Origin of the sequence: Halobaculum marinum (assembly GCF_029338555.1) — an archaeon.
In the GTDB taxonomy this organism is placed as follows: Archaea; Halobacteriota; Halobacteria; order Halobacteriales; family Haloferacaceae; genus Halobaculum; species Halobaculum marinum.
The window spans coordinates 62,937-89,795 of record NZ_CP119991.1 but is presented as its reverse complement, the minus strand read 5'-3'; the positions used below and the strand labels follow the sequence as shown (position 1 = coordinate 89,795).

Genomic DNA, 26,859 nt, shown 5'->3' with positions numbered 1-26,859 from the left:
GGTAAACGTCCGAACGCGACGGCGTGGCGACCGTCGGTCGAGGCGCCGCGCGCTGAGACGACCCCGTCCGCACCGGTGTCACGGTCGGGACATCCCCAGTGGGCACTCGGCGGGCACGAGGAGAGCGGCGGGCGAGAACACGAGGGGCGGTGCCCGGCCGTGGAGTCGGGTCGAAGTCAGTTCTCCCAGGTCAGGCGGTCGAGTTCGCCGTTGGGGCCGACGATCCGGCGCGGGTGCGGCCCGTACCACCAGAGGAACAACATCGTCTTGCGGGATTTGATGCGGGCGATCGTCGCCGGACTCACAACCGAGCGTGCCTCCAGCAGCGACTCGTGTTTTCGGTAGATCCGGGTGTAGATCCGAACCAGCGACCGGATACGGCGCGTGTTCACGATCGCGTACACCGACCAGATCAGCGCCGTGAAGAACACGTACCGCCACGGGAGGTTTCGCACCGCGATGTTGATGCGGTTCTCCACGAGGCGCTCTTTCGTCTCCAGGTCGGGGATCCGCCCGGCGTCCGACTTCTTGTGGTAGACGACGACCTCCGGCGTGTAGAGGATGTCGTAGCCGGTGTCGTGGACGCGCAAGGAGAGGTCCATCTCCTCGAACCCGTAGCCGAACTCGTCGGGGTAGGTGCCGGCGGTCTCCAACACGGACCGCCGTATCGCCGCGCCCACGCCGACGAAGTTCGGCGCCAGGTACGGTCGCGTCGGCTCCATCCCAGGAACCGGCGTGTCGGGCGTCTCTTCGAGTTTCACCTCGTGCGTCTCGGGGTCCTTGCTCTGAAACGAGATGACCCCGACGTCCGGGTGCCGGTCGAACACGTCGAGGACCGTCCGCGTCGCGTCGGGGTCCGCGAGCTCCGCGTCGTCGTCGATGTGGATCAGGTACTCCCCGCTCGCCCGCTCGAACCCGACGTTCTTCGAGTGCGCCGGACTGGTGCGCTCGGCCTCCCTCGTGAACTCGATCCAGTCGCGGTCGAAGCGCCCGCCCTCCTCGAACATCGCGCGAACCGCCGGCGCCGTGTCGCCGACGACGAACAGTTCGAGCGGCCGGTAGTCCTGGGCGACGACCGACTCGACGGCGTCGACGAGTTCGTCCGGTCGGCCGTAGGTTGCGATGACGTAGGAGACGAGCGGCTTCGAGTCCGTCTGGGACCGCCCGGAACTCGTCACGACCGCACCCCGCTCCTCAGTTGGTTGATCGCCCCCTGCACGAAGGGATTGGGGTCGTCGAGCGTGAGGTAGTCGAACGCGGGGCGAGCGAGGATCGACCCGACGACCTCCCGCACCGCGTCGACGAAGGCGGGCTTGGGTGCGTTGGGGTACTCCGCCGTCAGGACGCTTGCGAGATACTGGATCTCGCCGAACAGCAGGTGCGTCCCGGGGCCAAGGTCGTGGGTGGGGTCGACCGCGTCGCGGTCGCCGGTCGCGACCTGCCAGTAGAAGTACGGGTAGTCGGCCCCGGCGCGAACGTCCGTCGGGATCGACGTCCAGGTGCGGGGATTGACCTCGAGGAACTCGTACTCGCCGGTGTCGGCGCGCTCGATGAACTGGACCGTCGCCAGCCCGTGCCAGTCGAGTTCGTCGAGGATCCGACTGCCGAGATCCGCCAGTTCGGGGATGTCGACGAGTTCGCGGTAGACGCTCGCACCGCCAGCGTAGCTCTTCCCGCGGACCTGCCGACGCAGACTCGTCGCGACCGGTTCGCCCTCGTCGTACAGCGCGCGGAAGGAGTACTCGTGTTCGATAGGCGCGTACGACTGGACCACCGGGACGTGCCCGAACATCGCGCGCAACACCTCCGCCCGGTCCGGCCGTTCCCCGGGCGCCGGGTGGATCGGCGAGAGGCGACCGTCGCAGTCCCGTTCGGTGAGGTTGTCGACGTACTCGCTCGTCAACACCGAGTAGCGCGGCTTGATGATCAGTTCCCGCGACCAGTCGTCGACGTCGTCGAACAGCATCGTCTCCGGCGTCGGAACGCCGGCCGCCGCCGCGACGTCCGCGAGGAGGAGGCCGTCGTGGACCTTCCGGAGCGTGTCCATCGTCGGCCACAGCGGCGCGACGTGCTCGGCGAACTCCTCGCGGTATCGCGACAGCACGAAGGCGTCGACCTCCCTGCTCGGAATTATCGCCCGCACGGCCTCGCGGCTCGCGAGGGCGACGAGTGTCTCCTTGTAGGCGATCAAGTCCTCGTACGGCGACGGGGTGAGGACGTGTTCGTCGCAGTACTTTGACGCGGACGCCGGGACGGCCGGATCCGACGACGCGACGACGGTCCGGACCCCCTTCGACCCCAGCGAGCGCACGCACGTGAGACTCTTTGCGGAGACACCCGCCGGTATCAACACGGTTCGTTCGGCGGTGTCGTTGTCCATCGTGACACGATACCGGGGGTATCCGTATTGCTACTCTCCCGCTTCTGGGAGTACGGTGGCGGTACTTAGTGACAACGGACGAATAACTTTTCGCGGCGAGCGAGCATCGCCGGCAATGACGGACGATCCACGAGACGGACGGTACCACTCGGCACTTTCGGGCCGATGATCCGGGGATCTGAGGCGTTCTCGCGCGCATACGGTGCCGGATGGCGGCTCGCGCTCGCGCTTGTCGGGCGCGACGTGACCGCCACCGTGGGCAACGTCGAGTGTACGTTCCGCGCCACCACGAGATCGGAGTACACTCGCGCGCGGACGCTCGGCGGCGAGCGACACGTCCTCGCGGCGTTTCTTGCTGACCTCCAGTCCGACGACGTCGTCTGGGATCTGGGCGCTTGTGTGGGCACATACGCCTGTTTCGCCGCTCGGGTCGCCGACCACGTCGTCGCATTCGAGCCCGAACCGACGAACCGCGCCGCGCTCACCGCCAACCTCCGTCACAACGCGCCGAGGGGGCGCTGGACGGTCGCCGCCACGGCGCTCAACCGCGATGGATCGTCCGCCGGCCTCCGCTCGGAGTTCGTCGAGGCGGGCGGCGGCCACCACCGTCTCGTCGACGACCGGGCGGCCGATGGATCGCCGGTCGAGACGGCTGCGGGCGACGACATCGCCGGCACGGCGTTCCCGTCCCCCGATGTCGTTAAAATCGACGTCCAAGGGGCCGAACTCGCGGTACTCGAGGGACTGGCCGAGACGCTCCATGGCGTCCACACGGTGTACATCGAAGTCCACGAGTCGATGGGTGACCGCTACGGCGACTCGCCGGCCCACCTAGAGGAACTGCTCCGGGAGGCGGGGTTCGAGTTGGATCGCCTCGCCGGACCGACGACGAATCGGGCGGGCGTGTCATTTCTGCGGGCGGTTCGTTCGTAACTCCGGCCTTCGATCGCGGGGGTCCACGGTATCGATTCTATACTTAATTCGCGGCGGCGCGTAGACGAGTCCGAGTGGTTCGACCCTTGAGTGGACCGAGCACGGGCGGACAAGCCAAAGCGGTAGAGAGTGAGTCACCATGAACCGCAGACAGACGCTCGGAGTCCTTGGGGCCGGCGCCGTCGGACTCCTCGGCATCGGGCGTGCACAAGAGTCGGAGCGTCCGAGCGAGGGCGGCCCGCCGGACCCCGAGAAATGGACGTTGGCGTTCGAGGACACCTTCGACGGCGGCACGCTCGACACCGACAACTGGGAGATCGGGTGGGGGTGGGGACGGAACACCTCGATCAGCGAAGCCCGGATCGTCGACGAGAACGTGACCGTAAGGGACGGTCGCCTCGTCCTCTCGGGGGGCCACGACGGCTCCGAGGTCTCGACCGGAGGCGTGAACACCAAAAACAAGGTGACGTTCGGGCCGGGAAGCTACCTCGAAGCCAAGATCCGGTTCGCCGACCGCGAGGGGTTCCACAACGCCTTTTGGTCGAAGCCCAACAGCGAGGCGTGGCCCCCTGAGATCGACGTCGTCGAACAGTGGCACGACGAGGATTCCCCGGCGCCGACGCGCCAGTCGCACCACCACCTCCACTACCCGACGTCGGCCGAACCGGGCGACGACGACACCCACGAGAACATCGGCGTGCGGTACGAGCCGGGTGACGACATCACCGAGAACTTCCACGTGTACGGCGCCGAGTGGCGCAGCGACCACGTCACCCATTACGTCGACCGGGAGCGGGTCCGGCGGTGGACCGACGAGACGATGCTGGAGTCGATGGCGAACGGCGCCCCGTTCTATATGATGGTAAACCTCCACATCAACAGCATCGGCTCCGCGGACATGGACGAGGAATGGACCGAGGTGATGGAGGTCGAGTGGGTCCGCCTGTGGCGGACGACCCTGTCCCAGACCGACCGCCGGTACTTCTGGGCACGGTCGAGCGGGGAAGAACCTGCCAAATTCGCCTTCAGAACCGACGGCGGTGCGATCGAGCTCGACACCGAGGACCCCTCGGTCGACTACTGGGTGTCCCAGGACGGGACTACGGCGGGGGGGACGGCCCCGCGAGCGAGTTCGCTCCCCGGCTTCTGGTTCGAGGGGGAGGTCGTTGACTTCGCGTACGAGGGACCCATCGAGGTGTTCATCGACAACGAACACCGGGACCCGGACTCGCTGGTCGACGACACGACGGCCGGCCCACCCCTCATGTGAGGACGGGGAGCCGTCGCTCCTCCGCTGCTTGCTCTTCCCACAAGTACGCACCCCTACCAGCCACAACTCCTCACTCGTCGAACAGTGACAGCGCGTGACACACGACAGCCCCGAGACAGGCTACTAGCCCGACGAACATGAGGATCGCCGCGACTACGCCAGTCGTGAAGTTGAGATCTCCCGTCGTCGAGAAGCGGACCAACAGTTGATAGCTGACCCAGACGCCGACGAGCCAACTTGCGAACCCGGGGACTCCAAGGGTCGACACCGGCCGCCGGCGTTCGAACGTCAACAAGAGGTTGTGTACCAGCGTCAGTCCGTGCGCAAGCGGGTGTCTCGTGTTCGCCTCCTCGACATCGTAGCTCACATCCGTCCCAACCTCGACGACAGAGCAGCCCCGTGAGACGGCGTGGTTCAGGATGTCGGTGCTGGCGCTCATGCGGTCGGCGATGGTGTCGTCAGCCGCGAGACTCTCGATCAGGTCGCGAGAGTAGGCGCGGAAGCCGCTTTGCGTATCGTTGACCCAGTTTCGCGGCCGGATGGCACCCGCACCGATATTTGTCAGCGAGTTTACTACTATCAGCCCGAACCGGCGGTACAGCGGCGCGTCAGTCGTGCCTCCCTCAACGAATCGGCTTCCGATGACGAGGTCGGCACCCTCCTGGCGCTGGGTCTCGATCAGTCGCGGCACGTCCGCAGGGTCGTGTTGACTGTCGGCATCAAGGACGACGAGGTGGTCGACGCCGGTTCGTGCAGCCTGCTCGAAGATCGTCTTGAGTGCACCGCCGTACCCGCGGTTTCGTCCGTGTTCGACCACCACGGCGCCCGCTTCGCGTGCTTCTTCAACGGTTCGGTCGTCACTCCCGTCGTCAACCACGAGCACAGAGTCGACGTACTGCGAGACATCTCGGACGACGTCGCCGATCGTCGACGCCTCGTTGTACGCTGGGATCCCCGCTAAGACGCGGGCGGTCTCGATGACGGGACCTGTGACCGCTTCGACCGCGTAGGAGTCTCCTTCGAGGAGCTTGGCGATGCTGTAGTCGAGGTCGATCCGGTCGCCTCGACCGTCGTGGACGACGATGCCTGGGAACCCGCGCTCCCGGGCGGCCTCGATCAGCAGATCTTTGGGCGAGTGTTCGACCGGGGCGTCGTCGTACTCGATGACGATCGCGCCCAGGTCGGCGGCGTACTCTCGCCAGTCACCCGTTGGTGGTCCCGCCGCAATCGGCGTGTGGCCGCTTGCGCGTGCTCGGACGATCGCAAAGGCGATCCACTCGGCATTCCCTTCGTTCGCGATCAATCCCACTGCCGGGTCCGTGTTCGCTGTCAACCCATCTTCCGTCTGTGGCCCCGTCCGTTTGTTCGCGTTAGAGTCCATGAGATCTAGTATCCGCACGACTGCTACCCGGGCTGGAGAGTTGTGCTGGTAGAAATGTTAAGCGAACAATCACTTAACTACAGATAACGTACTCAAGCAGTATCGACCGGCCTACTGGCAGTAATTCCAGGTTTTGGCTCAGTCCGAGGGCGTTAGTATCGCGGTATTTTCCAACATTCAGATAAGGTCAACGTACTGTCGTATACAGCAGTCGGCGGAGGACTGCACGACATCACCGAGGTCGACGACCTCACACCAGACGCGAAGCGCGTGGCCGTGGAGGTGGGGGCGTGTGTGATCCGTCTATCTGGCTGACACGGATGGCAGGGCGACTGGGATCGGCTGGGAGTCCATCCACAGCCCGGGTTGGCCCTCGGTCACGGTCCCGCAGGTCACGTGATCACCGGCGGCGATGACGTGGCGAACGTCACTGATGGCCGGCACGTTCAACCCATGATCGAGTGAACAGCCAATCGTGAACCTGCCATCGTACACGCTCCCGAGCGGCGACGACCTCCCCGCACTCGGACTGGGGACGTACGGCCTCACCGACGAGGAGACCGCCACGAGCGTCCGCGCCGCGCTCGACGCCGGCTACACCCACATCGATACGGCGGAGGGGTACCAGAACGAGGCCGTCATCGGCGACGTGCTCGCCGACTACGACCGCGACGACGTGTTCCTCACCTCGAAAGTGCTCGCGAAGAACCTCGACTACGAGTCGGTGATCCGCTCGTGTGAGGACTCGCTGGAACGACTCGGCACTGACTACCTCGATCTGTACCTCATCCACTGGCCCAACCCCGCGATCTCCCTACGAGAGACGCTGCACGCGATGGCCCGCCTCCACGAGCGCGGCCTCGTGAAGAACGTCGGCGTGTCGAACTTCAGCGCCTACCAGTTGAGCTGTGCCCACCACATCACCGACGTGCCGATCGCCGTCAACCAGATCGAGTTCCACCCGTGGTTCCAGCGGCCCGATCTTGTCGACTACTGCCACGAGTCCGACACCGTGATCGAGGCGTCGTCGCCGCTGGCGCGCGCCGAGGTGTTCGACGACGAGGTCGTCCAAGAGCTGGCCGAAACGTACGACAAGTCGCCTGCACAGGTCGTCCTCCGGTGGGCGCTCGACCGCGACGTGGTCGTGCTCCCGCGGTCGACGACTCCCGAGCACATCCGCGCGAACGCCGATCTCGACTGGTCGCTCGACGAGGCCGACCGACGCCGCCTCGACGACCGCGACCGCGACTACCCGGTGTACGACACGCCGACGCGCGACTGGACGCGCGACGTGTACGGGATCGAGCGGTAGCCCGCGGCGCGTGCTCCGTCCAGCGGATCGCCACCAAGCCCGCACGAAACAGTTTAGCGCCCCTCTGTAGACAGTTGGACGATGGGGCTGTTGGTTCCGTACGACGGGTCGGCGCTGTCGAAGGCGGCGCTAATCAGGGCGGCACAGTTCGACGAGATCCTCGAGGAGGGCGTGACGACTATCACCGTGGTCCCGCGGAACAACGTCAAGTACGCCCGCGAGCGTGGCTGGATCGGCGACGACGACGCGTTCGACGAGGAGACGGTCCTCGCGAATCTCCGCGAGACGATCGACGTGATCGCACCCGACGTGACCACCGAGTTCGTCGTCGTCGGTCGCGGGGCTCCCTACGGAACGATCGCGAACCGGATCCGCCGATACGCGCGCAACCACGACGTCAGCATCGTCTTCATCGGGAGCGAGAACGCCGGTCGGATGGTTGGGTCGCTGAGCGTCGGGTCGGCCGTCTCCGCCGGCGGCGGCTACGACACGATGATCGTCTCGCAACCGGTCCCCTCGAAGGTCAAGAAGTTGGAGGAGGCGTTGCCGAGCGAGGAGCTCCTCGAAGAGGAAGTGGCGGACGCTACGTGAGGTCGACCGGGAGGCCGGTGTCGGCTGACTCGTAGATGGCGTCCAGCGCGCGCATGTCCCCGAGTGCGTGCTCGCCGTCCGGGTAGAACGGTTCGTCCGCGAGCAGGTGGTGCCCGAAGTAGGCGAACTCCTCTTCGACCTGGTGGACCTGTTCGAACTCCACGTCGACGCGCGTCCCGCCGCGCACGACGGCGAAGCCGCGGTCCTCGCGCTCGTAGAACGCCGGATCGAGGATCACCCGTCCTTCCGTCCCCGTCACGTCGAGACGACTCGCGTGCTGGGCGTTCTGGCTGACCGAGCACATCGCCTCGACGCCGCCGGGGAACGTGAGGCGGTAGCTGGCGTGTTCGTCGACGCCGGCGAACGCCTCGTGTTCCGTGCGGGTGGTCCCGTACACCTGCTCGGGCTCGGCCGCCAGCACGAACCGCGTCGTGTTGAGCGGGTAGATGCCGATGTCCATGAGCGCGTTGCCGCCCGACAGCTCCGGGTCGAGGCGCCACTGGTCGGTGTCGGTGGACAGTTCGCCGAGCATCGTCTGCGACATCGTCGCGTGCACGTGGACCACGTCGCCGACGACGCCCGCCTCGATGAGGTCTTTCAGCCGCCGGACCGCCGGGTCGGTCTGCATCCGGTAGCCGACCATGAGCGGGACACCGGCGTCCTCACAGGCCGCGACGAGGCGTTCGGCGCGGTCGAACGTCGACTCTAGCGGCTTCTCACACAGGACGGCCTTCCCCTGCTCGGCGGCGGCCGTCACGTACTCCAGGTGGGTCGCGTTCGGCGTCGCGACGTACACCGCGTCGTACTCGTCGGCGACCGCACCCGACCGAAGCTCCTCGGGTGTGACGCCCGTCACGTCGTGGTCGGCGGCGACCGCCTCGACGGCGTCGGCGTCGACGTCGGTGACGACGGTGGCCTCGGTGTACGCCGAGCGAGCGATGCCCGGGAGCGCCCACTCGCGCGCGAACCAGCCGAGGCCGACGACCGCGATCCGAACGGGGTCGGTGACGGCGTCGGGGTCGAGTGTCTGCCAGTCGCGTCGCGTGAAGTCGTCGAGATAATCCGCGAGGGCTGTCTCCATACTGCCAGGTCGACGGCGGGTGGCCCGTTAAGTCCCCCGACCGGGCTGGGCAGTCTCGCGGACTAGTCTGCTCACGCCGACTCGACGCCGGTGACCTCGAAGCGCGCGCCGCCGGCGCCGCCTTCAGTCACCGTGATCGACCAGCCGTGGCTGTCGGCGATCCGTTGGACGATGGACAGCCCGAACCCAGTGCCGCCGGTGGCCGTCGAGTACCCCGCTTCGAACACGTTGTCGCGACGGTCGGCTGGGATCCCGGGGCCGTCGTCCGTGACGGCGAAGCCGTCGGGGAGCGCTTCGACGACGATTTCGACGCCCGGGTCGCCGTGGTCGACCGCGTTGCGGATCAGGTTCTCGAACACCTGTTTGAGACGACTCTCGTCGGCCACGATCCGGCCGGCTGCGTCGACACTGAGCGTGGCGTCGCCGGTCTCGACGGTCTGCCAGCACTCGTCGACCACCGCCGGGAGGGAGACCGGTTCGGTGTCGATGGTGGCGGTGCCCTCCTGGGCGAACGTGAGGAGGTCGGAGATGAGTTCCAGACAGCGGTCGAGCGCGGTGTCGATGTCGTCGAGGTGCTCGCTGTCACACTCCTCTCGTGCGAGCGTGAGCCGCCCGGTCGCGACGTTGAGCGGGTTCCGGAGGTCGTGTGAGAGGACGTCGACGAACTCCTCCAGCCGTTCGTTCTGGCGGCGCAGCGCCTGCCGTTGCTCGCGCCGCTCGGTGATGTCCTCCGACACCGCGAGGCCGACATCCGTCGGCGAGTCGTCGCCGCCGACGGGGACGACACGGACCCGGTAGTGCCCGCCCTGGTACGACTGCTCGAACACGCGCGTCTCGCCGTCGAGCGCGGCGCGGTAGGCGTCTTCCAACTCCGCGGCGATGTCCGCCGGGAACAGGTCGTTCGGGCGCTTCCCCTCGAAGTCAGCCGAGGAGAGCCCCACGTCCGAGAGCCCCTCGCCGCCCGCGAGGGTGTAGCGGAGGTCTGCGTCGAACAGGAACACGCCGCCGTTTGGGAAGTTGTCGACGAGCGCCTGGTACTGTTGGCGGCTCCGCCGGAGTTCGACCTCGCGGCGCCGTTGTTCGGTCACGTCGCGGGCGACGCCGACCACGACCGTGCCGACACTGGATCCCTCGACGGGGCGGTACACCACGTCGAACACCGCCTCGTCGATGGTGTACCGTCCCTCGACCGACTGGCCGTCGAGGGCTCGCTCCAAGTCGCGGTGGATGTCCGGGTGGTCGTACACGTCGGCGACTCGTCGCCCGACGACCTCACCGGGGTCGACGGCGAGGGCGTCCAACCCCTGCCCCTCTGAGAGGGTGAACACCCCGTCTTCGTCGACGCCGAACAGCACGACTGGCAGGTTCCCGACCAGCGCCTCCAGGCGACTCTGCACCGACGCCAACTCGCGACGCTGGTCCAGGTGGTCGGTCACGTCCGTGAGCGAGAAGACGACGCTCTCGACGTCGCCGGCACCGTCGAACACCGGCGCGCCGTTCACGCGGAGCACCGTCCTCGTCCCGTTTGGCCAGTCGATGGTGCGGCGCACGCCGTACACGGGGGCACCCGACTCGACGACGCGGTCGACGGGGAGGTCCTCATCGACGACCGGATCGCCGTCCGTGTCGTCGCTCCGCCGCGCGGAGTCGCCCTCGGCGCCGCTGTCGAACGCCGGCGTGGAGAGGTCGAGCACCTCCTCCGCGCGGTCGTTCGCGAGGACAATCTGCCCGTCGCGGTCGAGTTGGACGACGCCGCCGGGGACGGTCTTCAAGATCTGTTCGAGCCGTCGCTGGCGGTTCTCGGCCCGCGTCGACGCCCGGTGGGCGTCCACGGCGTTCTCGATCCGGTGGGCGAGGATCGCGTACGTGTCGCGCCCGCCGCGCTTTTGGAGGTACTCCGTCACGCCGGCGGAGATGGCCTCGCTCGCTACCTCCTCGCTCCCCTTGCCAGTGAACAGGATGAACGGGAGCGAGCGGTCGCGGGCACGGACCGCCCGGAGGAACTCGATGCCGTCCATCCGCGGCATCTCGTAGTCGGAGACGACACAGTCGAACGCCCCCGGTTCGAGTCGGTCGAGCGCCTCGTCGGCGGACTCGACCGTCTCGGTGACGATCCGGTCGCTCTCGGCGGCGAGCATCTTCGACGCCAACTCAGAGAGCTGTGGGTCGTCGTCGACGTGGAGTACGTTGACGGTACTCCGATCCGCGGACATACTCGGGAGAACATCCCCCGTGGTATCACAGATCCGGTTCCTTACAGACCCATTTCGAAGGTCACGAATGCGGTATCGGTCGGGTCACACCGCACGCGGCGCTTCACTCCGGATCGACGATGGCCTCGGACCCGAAGCCGGTGAAGGGCAGAGATCGGTCGCTCTGGATCAGTTCCTCGTCGAGCACGGTCAAGCCGAGGTCGCTCAACTCCGCGGCGATCCGGGTGAGGTCGTCACCGTCCACACAGACGACGGTGACGACCACGTTGCGCTCGCCGGTCGCCAACTCGCGGACACCGACGACGCCGTCGACGTCGCGTGCGGCGTCGGCGCGGTTGCTCCGCTCCGGGATGGGAACCGTACACGTGATCTGGACGTACAGCGAGTATCCGGCCTGTTCGTAGTCAACCTGCGCCGCGTACTGGGTGATGATGCCCTCGGATTCGAGGCGCTGGATGCGCTTGCGGACGGTGCTCGCGGAGGCGTCGACGTGGTCGGCGATGTCGCGCGAGGAGACGTGACGGGCCTCGCGCTGGAGCTCCGCGAGGATCCGACGATCGAGGTCGTCGATCCCGTTGAGGGTCATACCGGCTCCACCGGTCGAAGGTATTTCAATTGGCTCCTCCGCGTCCGATTCCCCCCGCTCACGGGGCGCCCTCCGGGTACAGCGCGTCCAGACAGGCCTCGGTGAACGCGGGCACCGTGATATCGTTCCCCTCGGCGATCTTGATGATCACGCCAGTCACGTCCGAGAGGTAGAGGTGGAACGCCGTCGCACGCTCGTGCTGGATGACGAGCGACTGGGCCGGTCCGAGGTGTGCGTACACCTCCTCGACGTAGGGGCGCCGGAACAGGGCGATCGAGCGGTGGACGACGATGTCGAACTCGTGAGTCGACAGTTCCGTCTCCAGTCCCGGTCGGATGTAGTGCATCGTGTAGTCGTACGACTGCGCGTTGAACGAGGCGACCCAGCGGAGGTCGTCGTCGAACTCCTCGGAGAGGTACGCGATCAGGTTGTCGTAGTCGGGCGTCGGTTCGGAGTTGCGTGTCGGTATCATGGTCAGACGGTGAGTGCCGCGAGTGCGGCGAGCAGCAGCACGGCGCCGGTCACTGCGGTGAGCGTCCACAGCGCCGTGTGCGGTGACGGTTCGGCGGCGGAGTCGCTCGCGACGAGCGGCCCGAGCCGGGCGGACAGGGCGTGGCCCGCCGCGGAGGCGGCGTCGCCAACACGGGCGAACCCGGTGGAAGCGCCACTCGCGAGGGCCGCGCCGGCGGTGTTGTACAGGCGGTCGACGTCGAGTGCCGGGAGCCGACCGAGTGGCCCGCGCACGAGCGCGAACACGACGACGCCGGCGAGGGTCGCCCCGAATCCCTTCGTCAACTCGCTGGTCGCGTACGGCGCGAAGCCGCCGGTGTCGCCGGGGAACGCCCCGAGCAAGAGCCCGGGTGCGACCCCGAACACGACCGACGGAACCGCGAGCGCGACGAGGACGACCCGCAGCGACGGGGGCGCTGGTGCGACGTTGAGGTGGGCTGGAGCGGGCCGGACGAACGCGTAGTAGCCGAACTTCGCGAACGACAGGGCGGTGCCGACGCTGCCGAGGACGAGCGCCCACCACAGGAGGTCGACCCCACCGGCACCCGCGCCGACGACGCCGACACCGGCCTTCTCGACGGCCTTCGCGATCAGGCCCTTACTGACGAACCCGGAGAACCCGGGGACGCCCGCGATGGCGAACGAGGCCACGATGAACGTGGCGAAGGTGACGGGCATCCGCCGCCAGAGCCCGCCGAGGCGCTTGAGCGACGCCTCTCCGGTGCGGACGATGATCGCCCCGGCCACCATGAACAGCAGGCCCTTGTAGAGGACGTGTGCCGTCAGGTGTGCGAACCCGCCGACGAAGCCAGCCGAGGTCCCGATGGCGACGGCGACGACCATGTACCCCACCTGCGAGATGATGTGGTACGACAGCAGTCGCCGCATGTCGGTCTGGAGGACCGCCTGCGTGACGCCGTACAGCACCATCACCGCGCCGAGCCACGCCACGACGACGGTCCCGTCGGGGGCGACCCGCGCGAGGGCATACACGGCGACTTTCGTAGTGAATCCCGCGAGGACGACGCTCGCCGCCACGTGCGGGACGGGGTAGGTCTCGGGCAGCCACGCGTGGAGGCCGATGATCCCCAGGTTGACGCCGACGCCGACGAGCGCCAGCGCGGTGGGGAGGCCTCCCGTGAAGCCGCCGTCATAGACGAACGTGCCCGCCGCGACGTAGTGGAGCACGACGCCGGCGACGAGGAACGCCCCGCCGATCAGGTGGTAGACGGCGTACCGGAACGCGGGGCGGACGGCGTCGCCGCCGTGGTGCCACACCAGCACGGTCGAGGCGACGGCGAGCAGTTCCCACGCGACGAGGAGCGTGAGCCAGTCGCCCGCGAGGACGGCCGCGACGCCGGCGCCCATGTAGCACAGCGCGTACGCCTGCTGGCGGCCGTCGGCGCCGGTCGCGTAGCCGTACAGGACGTTGCCGGCGGCGACGAAGCCGAACAGCGCCGCGATCGGTGCGGTGAGGCCGTCGACCTGGACGAGCACCTGGGCGAAGCCGAACGGCGCGACCGCGAACGCGGTTCCCGACGGCGCCAGGAGCGCCCACGGCACGGTGAGTGCCGTCAAGACGACGGCGGCCGCCGCGCCGACCCGGCGCGGCCCGACCGCCACGGCGATGGCCGCGAGCAGGTAGGCGGTCCACAGGGGGACGATGGTGAACAGCGCCGCGTCGACCCCGAGGCCGCTCACGGCGGTCACGCGAACACCTCCGCGACGACCGCCTCGGCGAGCGCCCAGAACGGCAGCGACGTCGGGACGACGCCTAAGCAGGACCGCCGCGGCGACGGTGCACAGCACCGGCACGAGCACGAACGGCGACGCCTCGCTCCCGAAGCCGGGACGCTCCCAGCGCAGACCGTCGGCGTAGCCGCCGTCGGTCGCGTGCGGTGGGGCGAACGCGTGGCGACTCTCCGGCGTCTCGCTCCCGCGCTCGCCGAAGAACGCGACGTAGACGATCGGCCAGAAGTACAGCAGCTTCAGGAGGCCGGCTAGGAGGTAGGCCGCGACGAGCCACGGCTCCGGTCCACCCGCAGCACCGAGCACGAGGTGGAACTTACTGACGAACCCCGCGACCAGCGGGAAGCCGACCAGCCCCGCGGCGGCCACGGCGAACGCCGTCATCGTCAGTGGGAGCCGGCGACCGACGCCGGCCATGTCGGAGACGTACTTCTCGCCCGTCTCGACGTATATCACACCCGCCGCGAGGAACAGGGTGATCTTCATGAACGCGTGCGCGACGACGTGCAACAGCGCGCCGAAGACGGCGACGGGCGTCGCGATGGCGAGACCGAGCGCGATGTACGACAGTTGGCTGATCGTCGAGTACGCCAGCCCGCGCTTGAGGTTGTCCTGCCGGATGCCGATCACGCCGGCGATTACCATCGTCGCGGCGGCCGCCAGCGCGAGCGGGAGGCCCACACCGAGCTCCCACGTCGCCTCCGGGCCGAACACGTACAACACGGTCCGCGAGAGTGCGAACACCCCGCTCTTGACGACCGCGACCGCGTGCAGTAACCCCGAGACGGGCGTCGGCGCGACCATGGCGGTCGGTAGCCAGCCGTGCAGCGGGACGAGCGCCGTCTTGACGCCGAAGCCGACGGCGAGCAGGCCGAAGGCAACCTGCGCGAGCGTCGGGTCGACCGTGGCGATGCCCGCGATGCCGCCCGGGGTGAACGCGACCGTTCCGGTGAGCACCGCGACGAGGACGACGCCGCCGAGGACGAGCACGCCGCCACCGAGCGTGTAGGCGAGGTACGTTCGCCCGGCCGCGCGGGCCTCGGTGGTCCCCGCGTGGACGACCAGCGGGTAGGTTGCCAGCGTCAGCAGTTCGTAGAACACGAACAAGGTGAACAGGTTCGCGGCGAACGCGACACCCATCGTGGCGGCGATGCTGCCGGCGAACGCGGCGAAGTACCGGGTCTGGTTGTGCTCGCCGAGGCCGCGCGTGTAGCCGACACTGTAGATGCTGGTGAGCAGCCACAGCGTCGCCGCGAGCAGGGCGAACAACAGCCCAGCGGCGTCTGCCCGGAGCGTGATGTCGACGCCTGCGACCGACCCCAGTGGGGTGACGTGTGTCACGTCCGCGTTCGCCATGACCGAGACGACGCCGAGCGTCGCCACCGCCGCGAGGAGCGTCACACCCTCGCGGAGGTTCGGTCGCGCGGCGAGCGCGTAGATGACCGGGATCGCGACGGCAGGGATCGCGACAGGTGCGAGCGGCAACAGCGACGACACGTCGGTCACAGCCACACCTCCACGACCGGGGCGATCCACGCCGCGAGGCCGCTCGACGCGACCCCGAGCACGACCGTCGCGACAGCGGCGCCGGCGACCAACGCAGTGGTCCGCCAGTCACCGCGAAATCGCGTAGTGGGCGCCGCGGCGCCACCGTCGGCCGCGACGGCTCCGGAGTTGCCGTCGGGCGAGAGGTACAACACCTCGACGACGCGGCCCGCGTACGCCAGCGAGATGAGCGTGCTCGCGAGCACCACCGCGAGGACGGTCCACTCGGCCGTCTCGACCGCGGCGACGGTGACGTACCACTTGCCTGCGAATCCGACGCTCGGGGGGAGGCCGACCAGCGACGCGAACGCCACGGCGACCGCCAGCGACACTACGGGGAACTCCCGCCCACGCCCCGCGAGCGCGTCGATCGAGGGCGTGCCGAGTGTCCGCTCGAATAGCCCCGCGGCGGCGAACAGTCCGCCCTTGGCGACCGCGTTTGCCACGAGCAGGAGGACGGCGCCCGTGATGGCCGCAGACGTGGCGGTCGCGATGCCGACGACGACCATCCCGAACTGGAGGATCGACGAGTACGAGAGCATCCGGCGGAGTCGCGCCTGGCGGAGCGTGAGGTAGCCGCCGACGAGGACACCGACCGCCCCGGTCGCCAGGAGTGCGGTCCGCGCTGCCGGGACGGCAGTCAGGAACTCAACGGTGAACACGCCGTACACGAGTCTGACGAGCGCGTACCCCGCGACTGTGGAGCCGAGCGTCGCCAGCACCACCGCCACGTCGACCGGTGCCGCCGCGTAGGCGTCGGGCTTCCACGTGTGGACAGGGAACAGGGCCAGTTTGACCCCGAGACCGACGACGACGAAGCCGAAGGCCGCCACTACGAGCGGCGAAGCGTACCCGACCTCGGGGAGTGCCACCCGGAGGTCGGCCATCGCGAGCGTGCCCGTGGAGACGTACAGGTAGCCGACGCCGAGCAGGTACAGCGTCGCCCCGGCGGTGCCCACGAGGAGGTACTGGAGCGCCGCGAGCGCGCGGGTCGTTCCACGCCGGCCCGCGACCAGCGCGTACGCAGCCAACCCCGAGATCTCGAGGAACACGTAGAGGTTGAACACGTCCGCGGTGACACAGACACCGGTGAGGCCCGCGACGAGGAGCAGCCAGAGGCCGTCGCCCGGCCCTGTCGCCTCCTCGCGGAGCAAGCCGTACGCCACGGCGCCCGTTCCGGCGACGAGGACGACGAACACAGCCGACAGCTGGTCGACGAGCAGGCCGATTCCGACTGCAGCCGGCAGGCCACCGACCACGTAGGTGAGCGGGCCGCCCGTCGCGACGAGCGCGGCGACGACCACCGCCACGGCGACGTGTGCGATCAGGACGGCGACCGTCACGACTCGTGCCATCTCGGGTGCCCGCCGGCCGAGCACGAAGGGAACGACAGCCCCCAACAGCGGTAGGGCGACGAGCACGAACGCGAGGTCGTTCATCGCTCGGCCACCTCCAACTCGGCGGCGGCGGCCTCACGGATGGCCGCCTCGCTGAGGGTGCCGTGGGCCGCGTGGAGGCGGACGACGAGCGCCAACGCGACCGCGGTCACACTCACCCCGACGACGATCGCCGTCAGGATGAGCACGTGCGGCAGCGGGTTCACGTAGGGTCCCCCGCTCGAGAGCAGCGGCGCGACGCCGTCGGCGCGGAACGCGCTCGTCACGAAGAACAGGAACACGCCCGTCTGGAACAGGTTCAGCCCGACGACCTTCCGGACGAGGTTGTCGTCGTCGACGAGGACGAACAGGCCGACCCCGACGAGGAGCGCGTACACGACGTACGCCCCGCGTGCGACCAGCAGGCTCTCGACGAGACTCACGGCGGCGGTCATCGCGGCTCACTCCCCGGATCGTCAGCGGCGAGTGCGACGAACAACACGACGACGACGCCGGCGACGGTCGCACCGATACCGAGTTCGATCGCTTCGGTCGCGTACACCGACGCCTTCGCGATCGGGAGGACGTCGAACTGGAGGAACGACCCACCGGCGATCACCCCCGCGAGCGCGACGGCGCCGAAGACCACCGGTCCGGCGGCCGCGAGCGCGAACAGTCGACGCGTCGTGAGCCAGCCTGCGACGGCACGCACGCCGAACGCGAACGCGAGCATCACCACGACCGACGCGGCGATGACGCCGCCCTGGAACCCGCCCCCGACGGAGGAGGTGCCGTGGAACAGGGTGAACAGCGCCAGCGTGAGCACGAACGGTGACAGCACCCGGACGGTCGCCGTGACCACCGGCGTGTCGGGCACGCGCGTCACAGCGGTACCTCCCGGTCGAGCACCGCCAGTACCGCGACGGCGGCGGCGAACACGACCGCGATCTCGCCGAAGGTGTCGAACCCCCGGTAGACGACCAGCACGGCAGTGACGACGTTGTCGATGCCCCGCTCCGCGGCGTCCGCGAGGTAGTACTCAGTCACGGCGCCGAACGCGGGTGCGGTGGGGTCGCCGACGGCTGGTAACGCCGGGACCGTCGCCAGCAACCCGACGGTGACGAGGCCAGCGACCGCGGCCGACCGCGTCCGTGATGTTCGGCGAGCGGTTCGCTCCGCGTTCGTCGACGTGGCGGCCACGGTGGGTGATGTGATCGCCGCCGTCCCGGCGCCAGTCGTCCGTCGAACGACCAGCAGGAACAGCGCGGTCGTCACCCCGGCCCCGACGGCCGCCTCGGTGAGCGCGACGTCGGGTGCGCGGAACAACACCCACACCATCGCGAGCCCGAGGCTGTAGGCTGCGAACGCTGACAGTGTCGCCAGCAGACTCCGCGCCAGCGCGGTCGCGAGCGCGCTCGCCAAGACGAACACGAGCAGGACCGACAGCAGTAGCTCGGTCGTGGTCATCGGCCACGCTCCGTGTCGTTGGTGCTGGCGGACGCGGTGTCACCGAGGTGGTCGCTCCCGCCGTCGGTGACGGGCGTCTCCCCCGACCGAGTCGCGGCGCGGACGATCGCGTGCGCAGCAGTCGGCCCGGTGACGAGGACGAACGCGGCGAGCAAGACGATCTTCAGTGCGGCCTGCGTCGGTCCGAAGGCGACTGCCGCGGCCCCGAGGCCGAGCAACGCGCCGAGCGTCTCGCTCTTCGAGGCGGCGTGGGTCCGCGCGAACACGTCTGGGAGTCGCGCAAAGCCGACCACGGCGAGCATCGAGAACGCGACGCTCCCGGCGACGAGGGCCAACACGACGACCTCGACGGGAGTCACAGCAACCCCCCGCGCTCGACCGAGAAGCGCGACAGCCCGAGCGACAGCAGGAAGTTCAACAGGGCGTACACCAGCGCCACGTCGAGGAAGCCCGGTTCGCCGAGGCCGGCGCTCACCAGCGCGATGACGACGACCGTCGCCGTCCCGATGACGTTGACCGCGATGACGCGGTCGGCCGGCGTCGGGCCGCGGGCGACTCGTGCGAACAGCGCGAGCGCGAGGACGAGTAGCGCCGTCGCTCCAGCGAGCAGCCCCGCAGTTAGCAGTGGCGTCATTGTCGCTCACCCTCGCGGACAAACGGTCGCGTCGAGACCGCCGGCATCGACGTCTCGCCGATGACGTAGGCGACCCACCGTTGGAGCGTCCCGGACTCGAGGTCCGCGCGACTCTCAGGGGTGAGTGTGTGGACGACCAGTTCGTCGTCGACGATGTCGAGGGTGAGCGTCCCCGGCGTGAGCGTGATACTGTTCGCTAACAGCGCTTGGCCGAACGGCCCCTCGGGACCGGGGACCCGAACGACCTCGGGCTCGATGGGGAGGTCGGGGTCGAGGAGCACCCGTGCCAACGAGACGTTGGCCCGCACGACCGCAACGAGGAGGACCGGGAAGAAGACGGTCGCACGAGCGACGGTCGTGAGCGTCCCGCGGGTCGGCGTCCGTGTGAACGCCACCACGCCGAGGACAACCCCGACGACGACCGCGCTGGCTGCGCCGGTCACGAGGTCGAACGGATCCGTCGGGTCACCGAGTGCGAGGTAGAAGGCGTACGCGACGAAAGCGGTCGCGCCGGCTCGACCGACTCGCGACCGCAGGGTCGGCGGCGTGGACCGCATCAGCGTCCTCACCGCGTACCTCCTCCGAGCCCACGAGGGCGAGATCCCGCCAAGAATTTCACAGTCTGCTAAACGTCAAGCATAGATATTACCATGTCGGTCATTTTGTAGCTACTGTTAAGAGCACTCGGGAACATCGTTTGGTATGGTCGACGGGACGGAGACGCACGGGCAAGAGGAAGGGCGGCACACCGGCGGGTCGAACACGGCGGCGGAGCGCCCAGTCCGCTCCGAGCGCTTCTGGCTCGCTTTGACAGGGGTGTTGGTGGTCACGATGCCAGCGCTGACGCTGGTTATCGCGTACGCCGTGTTGACGGCGACGCGGAGCGTCCTCGTCGGAGCGGTCACGCCGATCGAAGTGGTCGAATTGTACCTCGTCGAACTGTTCGCGTTCGCACTCTTCGCCGTCATCCTCTACCGACTCGCCCGCTACTCCATCCGTCGCACCGGCGGCGACCCGGAGTAGCCTCGCCGGGCGGGTGAGACTCGTGCGTGGACTCGACCCCTTCGAATAGTCGGCGTGCCGACCGACTGCACCGATGACCGCGTCGCGAGCGGAGTCCGATTCCCGGGAAATTCCGGATCAAACTAGTGAGCTACGCGACATTTATATGGTCTCGGCCAATTCGTTTCAGTATTCTGTGCAGTTCCCGCCGATCGCCTTCGTGCTGCTGTTCGCGGCGTTCCTCGCGGCTGGAGCCGCGGTGATCGCACGCCGGAGCAGCGTCACCGAGGGGTCGCGGCTGTTCGTCGCGCTCATGTTTCTCGTCGCCGTGTGGTCACTCACCTACGCGTTCCAGTTGCTCGCGACGACGGAGGCGTGGAAGGTGCTGTGGAACTCCGTCCAGTACCTCCCCGGCTTCGTCGCCCCGATCCTGTTTTGCGCGTTCGCGTTCACCTACGCCGGGAAGGGGGCGACCGTCACCCGCCGGCGACTCGCTGCCGCCGTCGCGTTCCCCGTCGTCGCGGGCCTGTCGGTGTGGGTGCCGTCGCTCGACCAGTACGTCCGCGAGCAGGTGCAGATGTCGAGCTACGGGGGGTTCGTGGCCCTCGACGTGGTGCACGGACCGGTGTTCCTCGCGTGCGTCGGCTACGCCTACGTATTCGTCTTGGCGGGCGTCGCTCGGATCGTGTTGACGAGCATCCGTGCACCGAGCGTGTACCGACGACAGGCGGGGCTCGTCACACTGGGGGCGGTGGTCCCGCTCGGCGCGAGCGTCGGGTCGTACATCCTCGACGTGACGATGATCGACCTCACGCCGGTCGCACTCGCGGTGTTCGGCGTGACGGTGGCGGTCGCGCTCGTTCGGTACCAACTCCTCACGGTCGCGCCGATCGAACGCGACGCGATTCTCTCGGAGGTGTCCGACGGGATCCTCGTCACCGACGCCGACGGGCGAGTCCTCGACCGAAACCCAGCGGCAGCGGCGATGTTGGGCGCCGACTGCGAGGTCGGGGAGGTGTTGACCCACGCGGACGCCGCCCCGGTTCCCCAACTGATCGACACGCCGGCCGACGAGACGTGCGAACTGTCGCTCGACGACGACCGCTGGGTCACGTGTCGGAAGCGCCACCTCGAATGGACGGGGAGCGACACGGACGCCTACCTCTACATCCTCCACGACATCACCGACCGCCGGGAACACGAACGGGAACTGGAGCGGCGGAACGAACGGCTCGACGAGTTCGCCAGCGTCGTGAGCCACGACCTCCGCAACCCCCTCTCGATCGCGACCGGCTACGCCGAACTCGCGGAGCGCGACCCCAACCCTGAGCACTTCGATCGGATCGCCGACGCCCACGAGCGTATCGACGAGATTATCGAGGACCTGCTGACGCTCACTCGCACCGGGAAGGCCGTGGGCGACACCGAGGCGGTCGACCTCGACGCCGTCGCCGAAGAGGCCTGGGCGGGCGTCGAGATGACCGACGCGACCCTCACGCTTGCGACCGACCGCACCATCGAGGCGGACCGCCTCCGCCTCAAGCAGGCGTTGGAGAACCTATTTCGCAACGCCGCAGAACACGGCGGCGACGACGTGACCGTCACCGTGGCCGACGCCGCCGACGGCTTCGTCGTCGCGGACGACGGCCCGGGGATCCCGCCCGAAGACCGGGCGGACGTGCTCGAACCGGGCGTCTCCGGCGCCGGCGGCACCGGCGTCGGACTCGCGATCGTCTCGGCGGTCGCAGAGGGCCACGGCTGGGCGCTCGACGTCGAAGAGAGCGCCGACGGCGGCGCGCGCTTCGCGTTCCGAACGGCCTCGTGACCCGCTGGCTCGGAGGCGTCTCCGTCATTGTGCGAGATCGGGAAGGCTACCCGTCGAGGTGGTCGACGAGGAGGTCCGCGACCGCGTCGGGCCGTTCGTGGGTGACGAAGTGTCCCGCATTCGGGAACCGTTCGAGCCGCCCGTCGTCGCAGTAGGAGCGACTCTCGGGCGCCATCTCGGGCACGAGCGCCTCGTCTTGCTCCCCCCACACGATCAGCGTCGGCGCCGTCACCCGCTCGCGCGGCGGGAGTCGCGGGTACCGCGGCACCGCCCGGTACCAGTTGATCATCGACCGCGCCGTCCGCGGGTGGCTCCACGCCCGGCGGTACCGATCGAAGTCCGCCTCGGTGAACGTGCCGTCGGGGACGCTCCCCGCGAGCAGCCGGACCCACAGCGAGAAGTCGTCGCGGGCGGCCGCCCACTCCGGCACGAACGGCAGTTGGAACGCGAACGCGTACCAGCTCCGGCGCAGTTGCTCGCGGTTTCGCAGCAGAGTGCGCCGGAACACCGTCGGGTGGGGGACGTTGACGACGCCGAGACGGTCGACGCGCTCGGGGTGGCGCAGCGCCAGGTCCCACGCGACGAACGCGCCCCAGTCGTGGCCGACGATGTGGGCCGACTCGTAGCCGTCCGAGCGGATCAACTCGACCACGTCGCGCGACAACTCGGTGAGGCGGTACGGCCTGACGCCCGCGGGCTTGCCGCTGCGGTTGTAGCCGCGTTGGTCGGGGACGAGGACGCGGTAGCCGGCCGCGACGAGCGGGGCGATCTGACGGTGCCACCCGTACCAGAACTCCGGGAAGCCGTGGAGGAGCACGACGAGCGGGTCGGCCGGGTCGCCCGCGGCGACGACGTGGAGACCCACGCCGTTCACCTCGCGGAACTCGTGGTCGACGTCGACGCCGGCGAGCGCGGGCGGCGTCCGGAGGCGAGTCTGCATCACACCTTGGTGGTTCGAGCGCGAGCGACGTGAAACTACACGCCGTTCCGAGTCGCTCGAACGTACTCGGCCGGCCCGGGTGGACCGACGCGAGTCACCTGCGACTCCCGGACACGGGCTCCACCGGTCACTCCTCCCAGGCGTCGGCTTGGGCGTTGAGGCGGTGTGCCTCCCGGATGAAGTCGCCGTAGTGGGCGACGATGTCGCTTTGTGTGATGATACCGACGAGGTCGGTCCCCGCGACCACGGGCAGTTTCTTGACGTCGTTGTCGGTCATCGTCCCGACGGCGTTGCGGATCGTCGTCCGCGGCGACGTGGTGACGAGCGGGTGACTCGCGACTCGGCGGATCGGGATGTCGTCGAGCGGCCGGCCCGTCACGGCCGTCGCTCGGAGCACGTCCGTCTCGGTGAGGATGGCGACCGGCGCGTCGTCGCGCGTGACGATGACGCTGCCGACGGTCGCCTCGAGCATCTGCTCGACCGCCGCGTGGAGCGACCCGCCGGCGTCGCAGGTGACCACCTCGCGCGACATGAGCTGTTCGACGAGCACGAGCGCGGATGCGAGGGCCGGGGACTCAAGCGTATCGCCGCTGGTGGCGGGGCCGTGGGGGTGACCCGGTACCACTCCATCGCGGGCGCTCGGTGTCGTCTGCGATCACCGCTCCGGTGCACTCGCCCGCGTGAAGTACGAGTCTCCCTGCACCGCCGTCGTGATATTCGCGAATCGTCCGTCGCCACAGCGTGCACACGCCGGCGGCTCCTCGACGCCCGAGTGGACGGCGTCACAGCGGTCACAGACGTAGAACTGGAGTCCGAGCACGGCGGTGGGTCCGCTCCGCGTGGATAAAATCGCCTCGCCGACGGCCGTCGCTTACGCGGTGATCCCCTCGTCGATCCACTCGTGGGCCGCCTCGCGGTCGTCCCGGTTGAAGAACTCCACCTCGACACCGGTGAGCCGGTCGCTGACGGCGGTGCCCCACTTGAGCAGGCGCCCCTCGCCGACGATTGCGTAGCGGGAGATGTCGTTGCTGTAGCGGCGCCACAGCTTCAGGTCGTCGTCGAGCGCCTCCAACTCGGGGAGTGGAATGCCGTCGAACTCGACGTACAGTCGCACGGAGCCGTGTTCGTCGATTCGTTCGTCCATCTCGTCGCTCAACGCGGCGAAGTCCTCCTCGGTCACGCGGTCGGACACGCGGAACGCGACCACTGGCCCCTCGTTCAGCTCTGTGATGTAGTCGAACATACACGAAGCAATCGAACGCCGCACAGCGTCAATCCAGCGCCGGTTTCAACGGCGCTGGAGTCGACCGGCGGGTCCGCTCGGTCCAGAGTGTGTGTGGACGTATCCACCGGTATTCTCATCATTTCGTGCACGAATCTCACTGTAATGAGCACCGAACCGGTCGTGACCGACGGCCTCACGAAGCGATACGGCCCCGTTCGGGGGATCGAAGACCTCTCGCTGACGGTCCGACGCGGCGAGGTGTTCGGCTTCCTCGGCCCCAACGGCGCCGGCAAGACGACCACCATCCGGACCCTCCTCGGGTTCCAGTCGCCCACCAGTGGGACCGCGCGGGTGCTGGGCGCGGACGTGACCGACGCCGCGGCGCTACGGGCGGCCCGCGCGAACGTGGGCTACCTCCCGAGCGAACCGGGCCTCGACGAGGGCGTCACTGGGCGTCGGCTGTTGGCGTACCACGGTCGACTCCGCGGCGACGTCCGCAGCGAGGAACTGCTCGAACTGTTCGACCCGCCGCTCGACCGCAAGGTGGGCGACTACTCCCGGGGGAACAGGCAGATGCTCGCCATCGTCCTGGCGTTCATGCACGACCCCGACCTCGTGATCATGGATGAACCCACCTCCGGGCTGGACCCGTTGAAACAGGAGCAGTTCCACGCGTTCGTCCGAGCCGAACAGGAGCGCGGGAAGACGTTCTTCTTCTCCTCGCACGTGCTGAGCGAGGTGCGGAAGGTGTGCGACCGCGTCGGCATCATCCGCGAAGGGCGCCTCATCGCGCTGGAGGACGTCGACGACCTGCTCCACCGGAGCGGGAAGGTCGTCCGCGCCGAGTTCGCGAACCCGGTCCCCGCAGACGCGTTCGCCGTCGACGGCGCCCATGACGTGACCGTCGGTGACGGCGAGTCCGCCGCGACGGGGACCCGCGCGGGGACGACCGTCTCGTTCACCTACACCGGGCCGTACGAACCGCTGCTCCGGCGACTGCTCGACCACGACCTCGTCGACCTCGCTATCGAAGAGGCGCCGCTGGAGGACGTGTTCATGCGGTTCTACGGCGGCGGCGTCGACGGCGACGGCACGGTCGCCGACGTGACGGGCGACGAGTCGCGCGCGGAGACCGACTCCGACGAGACGGTTGCCGACGACGGCGAGCGCGACGGTGAGGTGTCGACGGGGGCGTCGACCTGATGTTGGCGACCGCGCGGTTCGAGGGCCGGCGGCGACTGCCGGCGTCGGCGCTGATCGCCGTCGGCCTGTCGGCGTTCGCGGCGATGATGGTGTTTCTCGCGCCCAGCCTGCTCGGCGAGGTCGACCTCGCGGCGTTCGTCGACCAGTACCCGCCGGCGCTCGTCGACGCGTTCGACCTCGCTGCGATCGGCACTATCGAGGGGTTCATCGCCCTCGAACTGTACCAGTTCGTCTGGTTACTCGGCCTGGGTGGCTACGTCGCCTACAGCGCGGCGGGCACGGTCGCCGGCGACATCGAAGACGACCGCCTCGACACGCTCCTCGCGGCGCCGGTCTCCCGAGCGCGCGTGCTCGGCGAGAAGTTCCTCGCGCTCGCGGTTCCCATCGTGCTCGTCAACGTCGCCGTGTTCGTTGCCGTCGCCGCGGGGACGCGCCTCGTGAACGAACCCGTTGCGCTCGTCGACCTGCTCGCGGTCCACGCGCTGTCGGTTCCCTACCTCCTGTGTTGCGGGGCGTGGGGGATGCTCGCCTCTGTCGCCGCGCCGCGCCGCTCGGTCGCCGAGGGGGTCGCCGCCGGCGCCGTCGTCGCGGGGTTCGTGGTGTCGACCGCGACCGCCGGGACGGACGTGTCGTGGCTCGGCGCGCTCTCGCCGACCCGCTACTACGACCCGCTCGCAATCTTGACCGCCAGCGAGTACGACCTCGGCGGCGCTGCGGTGTTGACCGCCGCCGCTGCGCTGCTGTTGGTCGCCGCAGTCGTCCGCTTCCGGGGGATGGACGTCCAATGATCACCGACACCGCGAGCGTGACGGGCGCGTCGTCGCCGGCGAGCGCGGCGTGGGCGGTGTGTCGGTTCGAGGCGGAGCGACGCCTCCGCGCAAGCCTGTGGCTCGCCGTCGGTCTCACCCTGTTCGGCCTCCTGTTCGTCTGGATCGGTCCGGACATCGTCGCCGGCGGCGAGGTCGACCAACTGCTCGACTCCATGCCGGCGCCGATGGTCGCCCTGCTTGGGTTCGAGACGCTGAGTTCCTTGGCCGGACTGCTCGCCGGCGAGTTCTACACCTTCGGCTGGGTGGTCGCCCTCGCGGGCTACGTCGCGTACAGCGCCGCCAACGGGGTCGCGCGTCCCCTCCGCGACGACCGGATGGAGACGCTGTTGGCGGCGTCGGTCCCCCGGACGAGCGTCCTCCTCGGGACGTTCCTGGCGCTGCTCGTTCCCATCGCCGTCGCCAACGTTGCCGTCCCGGCGGCGCTGTACGCCGGGTCGGTCGCGGTCGGCCACCCGCTCGACCCGGCGCGCCTGTTCGTGTTGCACGTCCTCGCGGTGCCGTTCCTCCTGTCGTGGGGGGCACTCGGGGTCTTGTTCGGCGTCGTCGTCCGGCGCGGGCGGACCGCCGGGCGCGCGGCGCTCGGGGCCGTCTTCGCGGCGTGGCTCGTCGAGTCGTTCACGAGCATCACCGAGTACGAGTGGGTCGGCGCAGTCGCCCCCTCGCGCTACTTCGACCCAGCCGCCGTGCTCGTGGATGGGACGACCGACCTCGCCGGGATGGCGGTCCTGTGTGTCGCAACCGTCGGTGTGCTCGCCGTGAGCGCCTGGCTGTTCGCTCGGTGGGACCTCTGAGGGGCCCACCCCGTC

28 protein-coding genes are annotated in these 26,859 nt (G+C 68.8%); 9 read left to right on the top strand and 19 right to left on the bottom strand.

The features are described from left to right. Positions 1 to 176 precede the first annotated feature (176 nt). Together P0R32_RS16940 and P0R32_RS16935 are read right to left on the bottom strand one after the other, a co-directional pair. A complete protein-coding gene (locus P0R32_RS16940) occupies positions 177 to 1,178 on the bottom strand; it encodes a glycosyltransferase family 2 protein (RefSeq protein WP_276239820.1) in 1,002 nt (333 codons plus the stop codon). Continuing rightward, positions 1,175 to 2,380: a carboxylate--amine ligase gene (locus P0R32_RS16935; protein WP_276239819.1), complete on the bottom strand. Its 1,206-nt coding sequence runs from the start codon at positions 2,378 to 2,380 to the stop codon at positions 1,175 to 1,177. The genes P0R32_RS16940 and P0R32_RS16935 overlap by 4 nt, the downstream gene beginning before the upstream one ends. A 165-nt stretch (positions 2,381 to 2,545) precedes the next feature. Here P0R32_RS16935 and P0R32_RS16930 point away from each other — a divergent pair, with 165 nt between their 5' ends. Beyond that, positions 2,546 to 3,313, top strand: a complete 768-nt coding sequence (locus P0R32_RS16930) for an FkbM family methyltransferase (protein WP_276239818.1) — start codon at positions 2,546 to 2,548, stop codon at positions 3,311 to 3,313. A 139-nt stretch (positions 3,314 to 3,452) separates the two neighbouring features. Further along, positions 3,453 to 4,583 (top strand): glycoside hydrolase family 16 protein, encoded by a 1,131-nt coding sequence (locus tag P0R32_RS16925; RefSeq protein ID WP_276239817.1) that lies wholly within the window; start codon positions 3,453 to 3,455, stop codon positions 4,581 to 4,583. Positions 4,584 to 4,653: 70 nt separating this feature from the next. Here P0R32_RS16925 and P0R32_RS16920 read toward each other — a convergent pair whose 3' ends face one another. After that, positions 4,654 to 5,892, bottom strand: coding sequence for a glycosyltransferase family 2 protein (locus tag P0R32_RS16920; protein WP_276239816.1), 1,239 nt, complete (start codon positions 5,890 to 5,892; stop codon positions 4,654 to 4,656). A gap of 547 nt (positions 5,893 to 6,439) precedes the next feature. On the opposite strand from P0R32_RS16920, the gene P0R32_RS16915 reads away from it, so the two are divergent. Both P0R32_RS16915 and P0R32_RS16910 read left to right on the top strand, forming a co-directional pair. Beyond that, entirely contained in the window at positions 6,440 to 7,276 is an 837-nt protein-coding gene (locus P0R32_RS16915; protein WP_276239815.1) for an aldo/keto reductase, read from the top strand. A gap of 81 nt (positions 7,277 to 7,357) precedes the next feature. Continuing rightward, positions 7,358 to 7,867 carry a universal stress protein gene (locus P0R32_RS16910; RefSeq protein ID WP_276239814.1) on the top strand — a complete coding sequence of 170 codons (510 nt, stop codon included), beginning with the start codon at positions 7,358 to 7,360 and terminating at the stop codon, positions 7,865 to 7,867. Here P0R32_RS16910 and gfo6 read toward each other — a convergent pair. From gfo6 to P0R32_RS16845, 12 genes are all read right to left on the bottom strand, one after another. Then, a complete protein-coding gene (gene gfo6, locus P0R32_RS16905) occupies positions 7,860 to 8,948 on the bottom strand; it encodes a D-xylose 1-dehydrogenase Gfo6 (protein WP_276239813.1) in 1,089 nt (362 codons plus the stop codon). The two genes, P0R32_RS16910 and gfo6, sit on opposite strands and share 8 nt — an antisense overlap. 71 nt (positions 8,949 to 9,019) lie before the next feature. After that, a complete protein-coding gene (locus P0R32_RS16900) occupies positions 9,020 to 11,161 on the bottom strand; it encodes a hybrid sensor histidine kinase/response regulator (protein ID WP_276239812.1) in 2,142 nt (713 codons plus the stop codon). 103 nt (positions 11,162 to 11,264) lie between these two features. Further along, on the bottom strand, positions 11,265 to 11,747 hold the full coding sequence (locus P0R32_RS16895; RefSeq protein WP_276239811.1) for an Lrp/AsnC family transcriptional regulator: 483 nt from the start codon (positions 11,745 to 11,747) through the stop codon (positions 11,265 to 11,267). A 58-nt stretch (positions 11,748 to 11,805) separates the two neighbouring features. Then, positions 11,806 to 12,219, bottom strand: coding sequence for a DUF7522 family protein (locus P0R32_RS16890; RefSeq protein WP_276239810.1), 414 nt, complete (start codon positions 12,217 to 12,219; stop codon positions 11,806 to 11,808). Between the two features lie 2 nt (positions 12,220 to 12,221). After that, positions 12,222 to 15,512: a proton-conducting transporter transmembrane domain-containing protein gene (locus tag P0R32_RS17895; protein WP_321170915.1), complete on the bottom strand. Its 3,291-nt coding sequence runs from the start codon at positions 15,510 to 15,512 to the stop codon at positions 12,222 to 12,224. Next, on the bottom strand, positions 15,509 to 16,990 hold the full coding sequence (locus tag P0R32_RS16875; RefSeq protein ID WP_276239809.1) for a complex I subunit 5 family protein: 1,482 nt from the start codon (positions 16,988 to 16,990) through the stop codon (positions 15,509 to 15,511). Before P0R32_RS16875 ends, P0R32_RS17895 begins: the two co-directional genes overlap by 4 nt. Then, the gene (locus P0R32_RS16870) at positions 16,987 to 17,382 is read right to left on the bottom strand and encodes a cation:proton antiporter subunit C (RefSeq protein ID WP_276239808.1); all 396 of its coding nucleotides are present in this window, start codon (positions 17,380 to 17,382) and stop codon (positions 16,987 to 16,989) included. The genes P0R32_RS16875 and P0R32_RS16870 overlap by 4 nt, the downstream gene beginning before the upstream one ends. Further along, on the bottom strand, positions 17,379 to 17,813 hold the full coding sequence (locus P0R32_RS16865) for an MnhB domain-containing protein (RefSeq protein ID WP_276239807.1): 435 nt from the start codon (positions 17,811 to 17,813) through the stop codon (positions 17,379 to 17,381). Before P0R32_RS16865 ends, P0R32_RS16870 begins: the two co-directional genes overlap by 4 nt. Continuing rightward, complete coding sequence (locus P0R32_RS16860; RefSeq protein ID WP_276239806.1) at positions 17,810 to 18,394, bottom strand: DUF4040 domain-containing protein; 585 nt, start codon at positions 18,392 to 18,394, stop codon at positions 17,810 to 17,812. The genes P0R32_RS16865 and P0R32_RS16860 overlap by 4 nt, the downstream gene beginning before the upstream one ends. Continuing rightward, positions 18,391 to 18,753 (bottom strand): monovalent cation/H(+) antiporter subunit G, encoded by a 363-nt coding sequence (gene mnhG, locus P0R32_RS16855; RefSeq protein ID WP_276239805.1) that lies wholly within the window; start codon positions 18,751 to 18,753, stop codon positions 18,391 to 18,393. Before mnhG ends, P0R32_RS16860 begins: the two co-directional genes overlap by 4 nt. Then, on the bottom strand, positions 18,750 to 19,028 hold the full coding sequence (locus P0R32_RS16850; RefSeq protein ID WP_276239804.1) for a monovalent cation/H+ antiporter complex subunit F: 279 nt from the start codon (positions 19,026 to 19,028) through the stop codon (positions 18,750 to 18,752). The genes mnhG and P0R32_RS16850 overlap by 4 nt, the downstream gene beginning before the upstream one ends. Continuing rightward, complete coding sequence (locus P0R32_RS16845) at positions 19,025 to 19,585, bottom strand: Na+/H+ antiporter subunit E (RefSeq protein WP_276239803.1); 561 nt, start codon at positions 19,583 to 19,585, stop codon at positions 19,025 to 19,027. The genes P0R32_RS16850 and P0R32_RS16845 overlap by 4 nt, the downstream gene beginning before the upstream one ends. Positions 19,586 to 19,730: 145 nt before the next feature. On the opposite strand from P0R32_RS16845, the gene P0R32_RS16840 reads away from it, so the two are divergent. After that, entirely contained in the window at positions 19,731 to 20,051 is a 321-nt protein-coding gene (locus P0R32_RS16840) for a hypothetical protein (RefSeq protein ID WP_276239802.1), read from the top strand. A gap of 175 nt (positions 20,052 to 20,226) precedes the next feature. Then, a complete protein-coding gene (locus tag P0R32_RS16835) occupies positions 20,227 to 21,855 on the top strand; it encodes a histidine kinase N-terminal 7TM domain-containing protein (protein WP_276239801.1) in 1,629 nt (542 codons plus the stop codon). A gap of 46 nt (positions 21,856 to 21,901) precedes the next feature. Here the strand turns inward: P0R32_RS16835 and P0R32_RS16830 are convergent, their stop codons facing one another. From P0R32_RS16830 to P0R32_RS16815, 4 genes are all read right to left on the bottom strand, one after another. Next, positions 21,902 to 22,795: an alpha/beta fold hydrolase gene (locus P0R32_RS16830; protein WP_276239800.1), complete on the bottom strand. Its 894-nt coding sequence runs from the start codon at positions 22,793 to 22,795 to the stop codon at positions 21,902 to 21,904. A gap of 127 nt (positions 22,796 to 22,922) precedes the next feature. After that, entirely contained in the window at positions 22,923 to 23,345 is a 423-nt protein-coding gene (locus P0R32_RS16825) for a CBS domain-containing protein (RefSeq protein WP_276239799.1), read from the bottom strand. 105 nt (positions 23,346 to 23,450) lie between these two features. Next, entirely contained in the window at positions 23,451 to 23,615 is a 165-nt protein-coding gene (locus tag P0R32_RS16820) for a hypothetical protein (RefSeq protein WP_276239798.1), read from the bottom strand. Between the two features lie 51 nt (positions 23,616 to 23,666). Next, the gene (locus tag P0R32_RS16815; protein WP_276239797.1) at positions 23,667 to 24,038 is read right to left on the bottom strand and encodes a SpoIIAA family protein; all 372 of its coding nucleotides are present in this window, start codon (positions 24,036 to 24,038) and stop codon (positions 23,667 to 23,669) included. A 144-nt stretch (positions 24,039 to 24,182) separates the two neighbouring features. On the opposite strand from P0R32_RS16815, the gene P0R32_RS16810 reads away from it, so the two are divergent. Genes P0R32_RS16810 through P0R32_RS16800 form a run of 3 tightly spaced genes read left to right on the top strand, consistent with a single transcriptional unit; the run spans position 24,183 to position 26,844 of the window. Then, on the top strand, positions 24,183 to 25,223 hold the full coding sequence (locus P0R32_RS16810) for an ABC transporter ATP-binding protein (RefSeq protein WP_276239796.1): 1,041 nt from the start codon (positions 24,183 to 24,185) through the stop codon (positions 25,221 to 25,223). Next, a complete protein-coding gene (locus tag P0R32_RS16805; RefSeq protein ID WP_276239795.1) occupies positions 25,223 to 26,011 on the top strand; it encodes an ABC transporter permease subunit in 789 nt (262 codons plus the stop codon). Before P0R32_RS16810 ends, P0R32_RS16805 begins: the two co-directional genes overlap by 1 nt. Further along, positions 26,008 to 26,844: an ABC transporter permease gene (locus tag P0R32_RS16800; RefSeq protein ID WP_276239794.1), complete on the top strand. Its 837-nt coding sequence runs from the start codon at positions 26,008 to 26,010 to the stop codon at positions 26,842 to 26,844. The genes P0R32_RS16805 and P0R32_RS16800 overlap by 4 nt, the downstream gene beginning before the upstream one ends. Positions 26,845 to 26,859 lie beyond the last annotated feature (15 nt).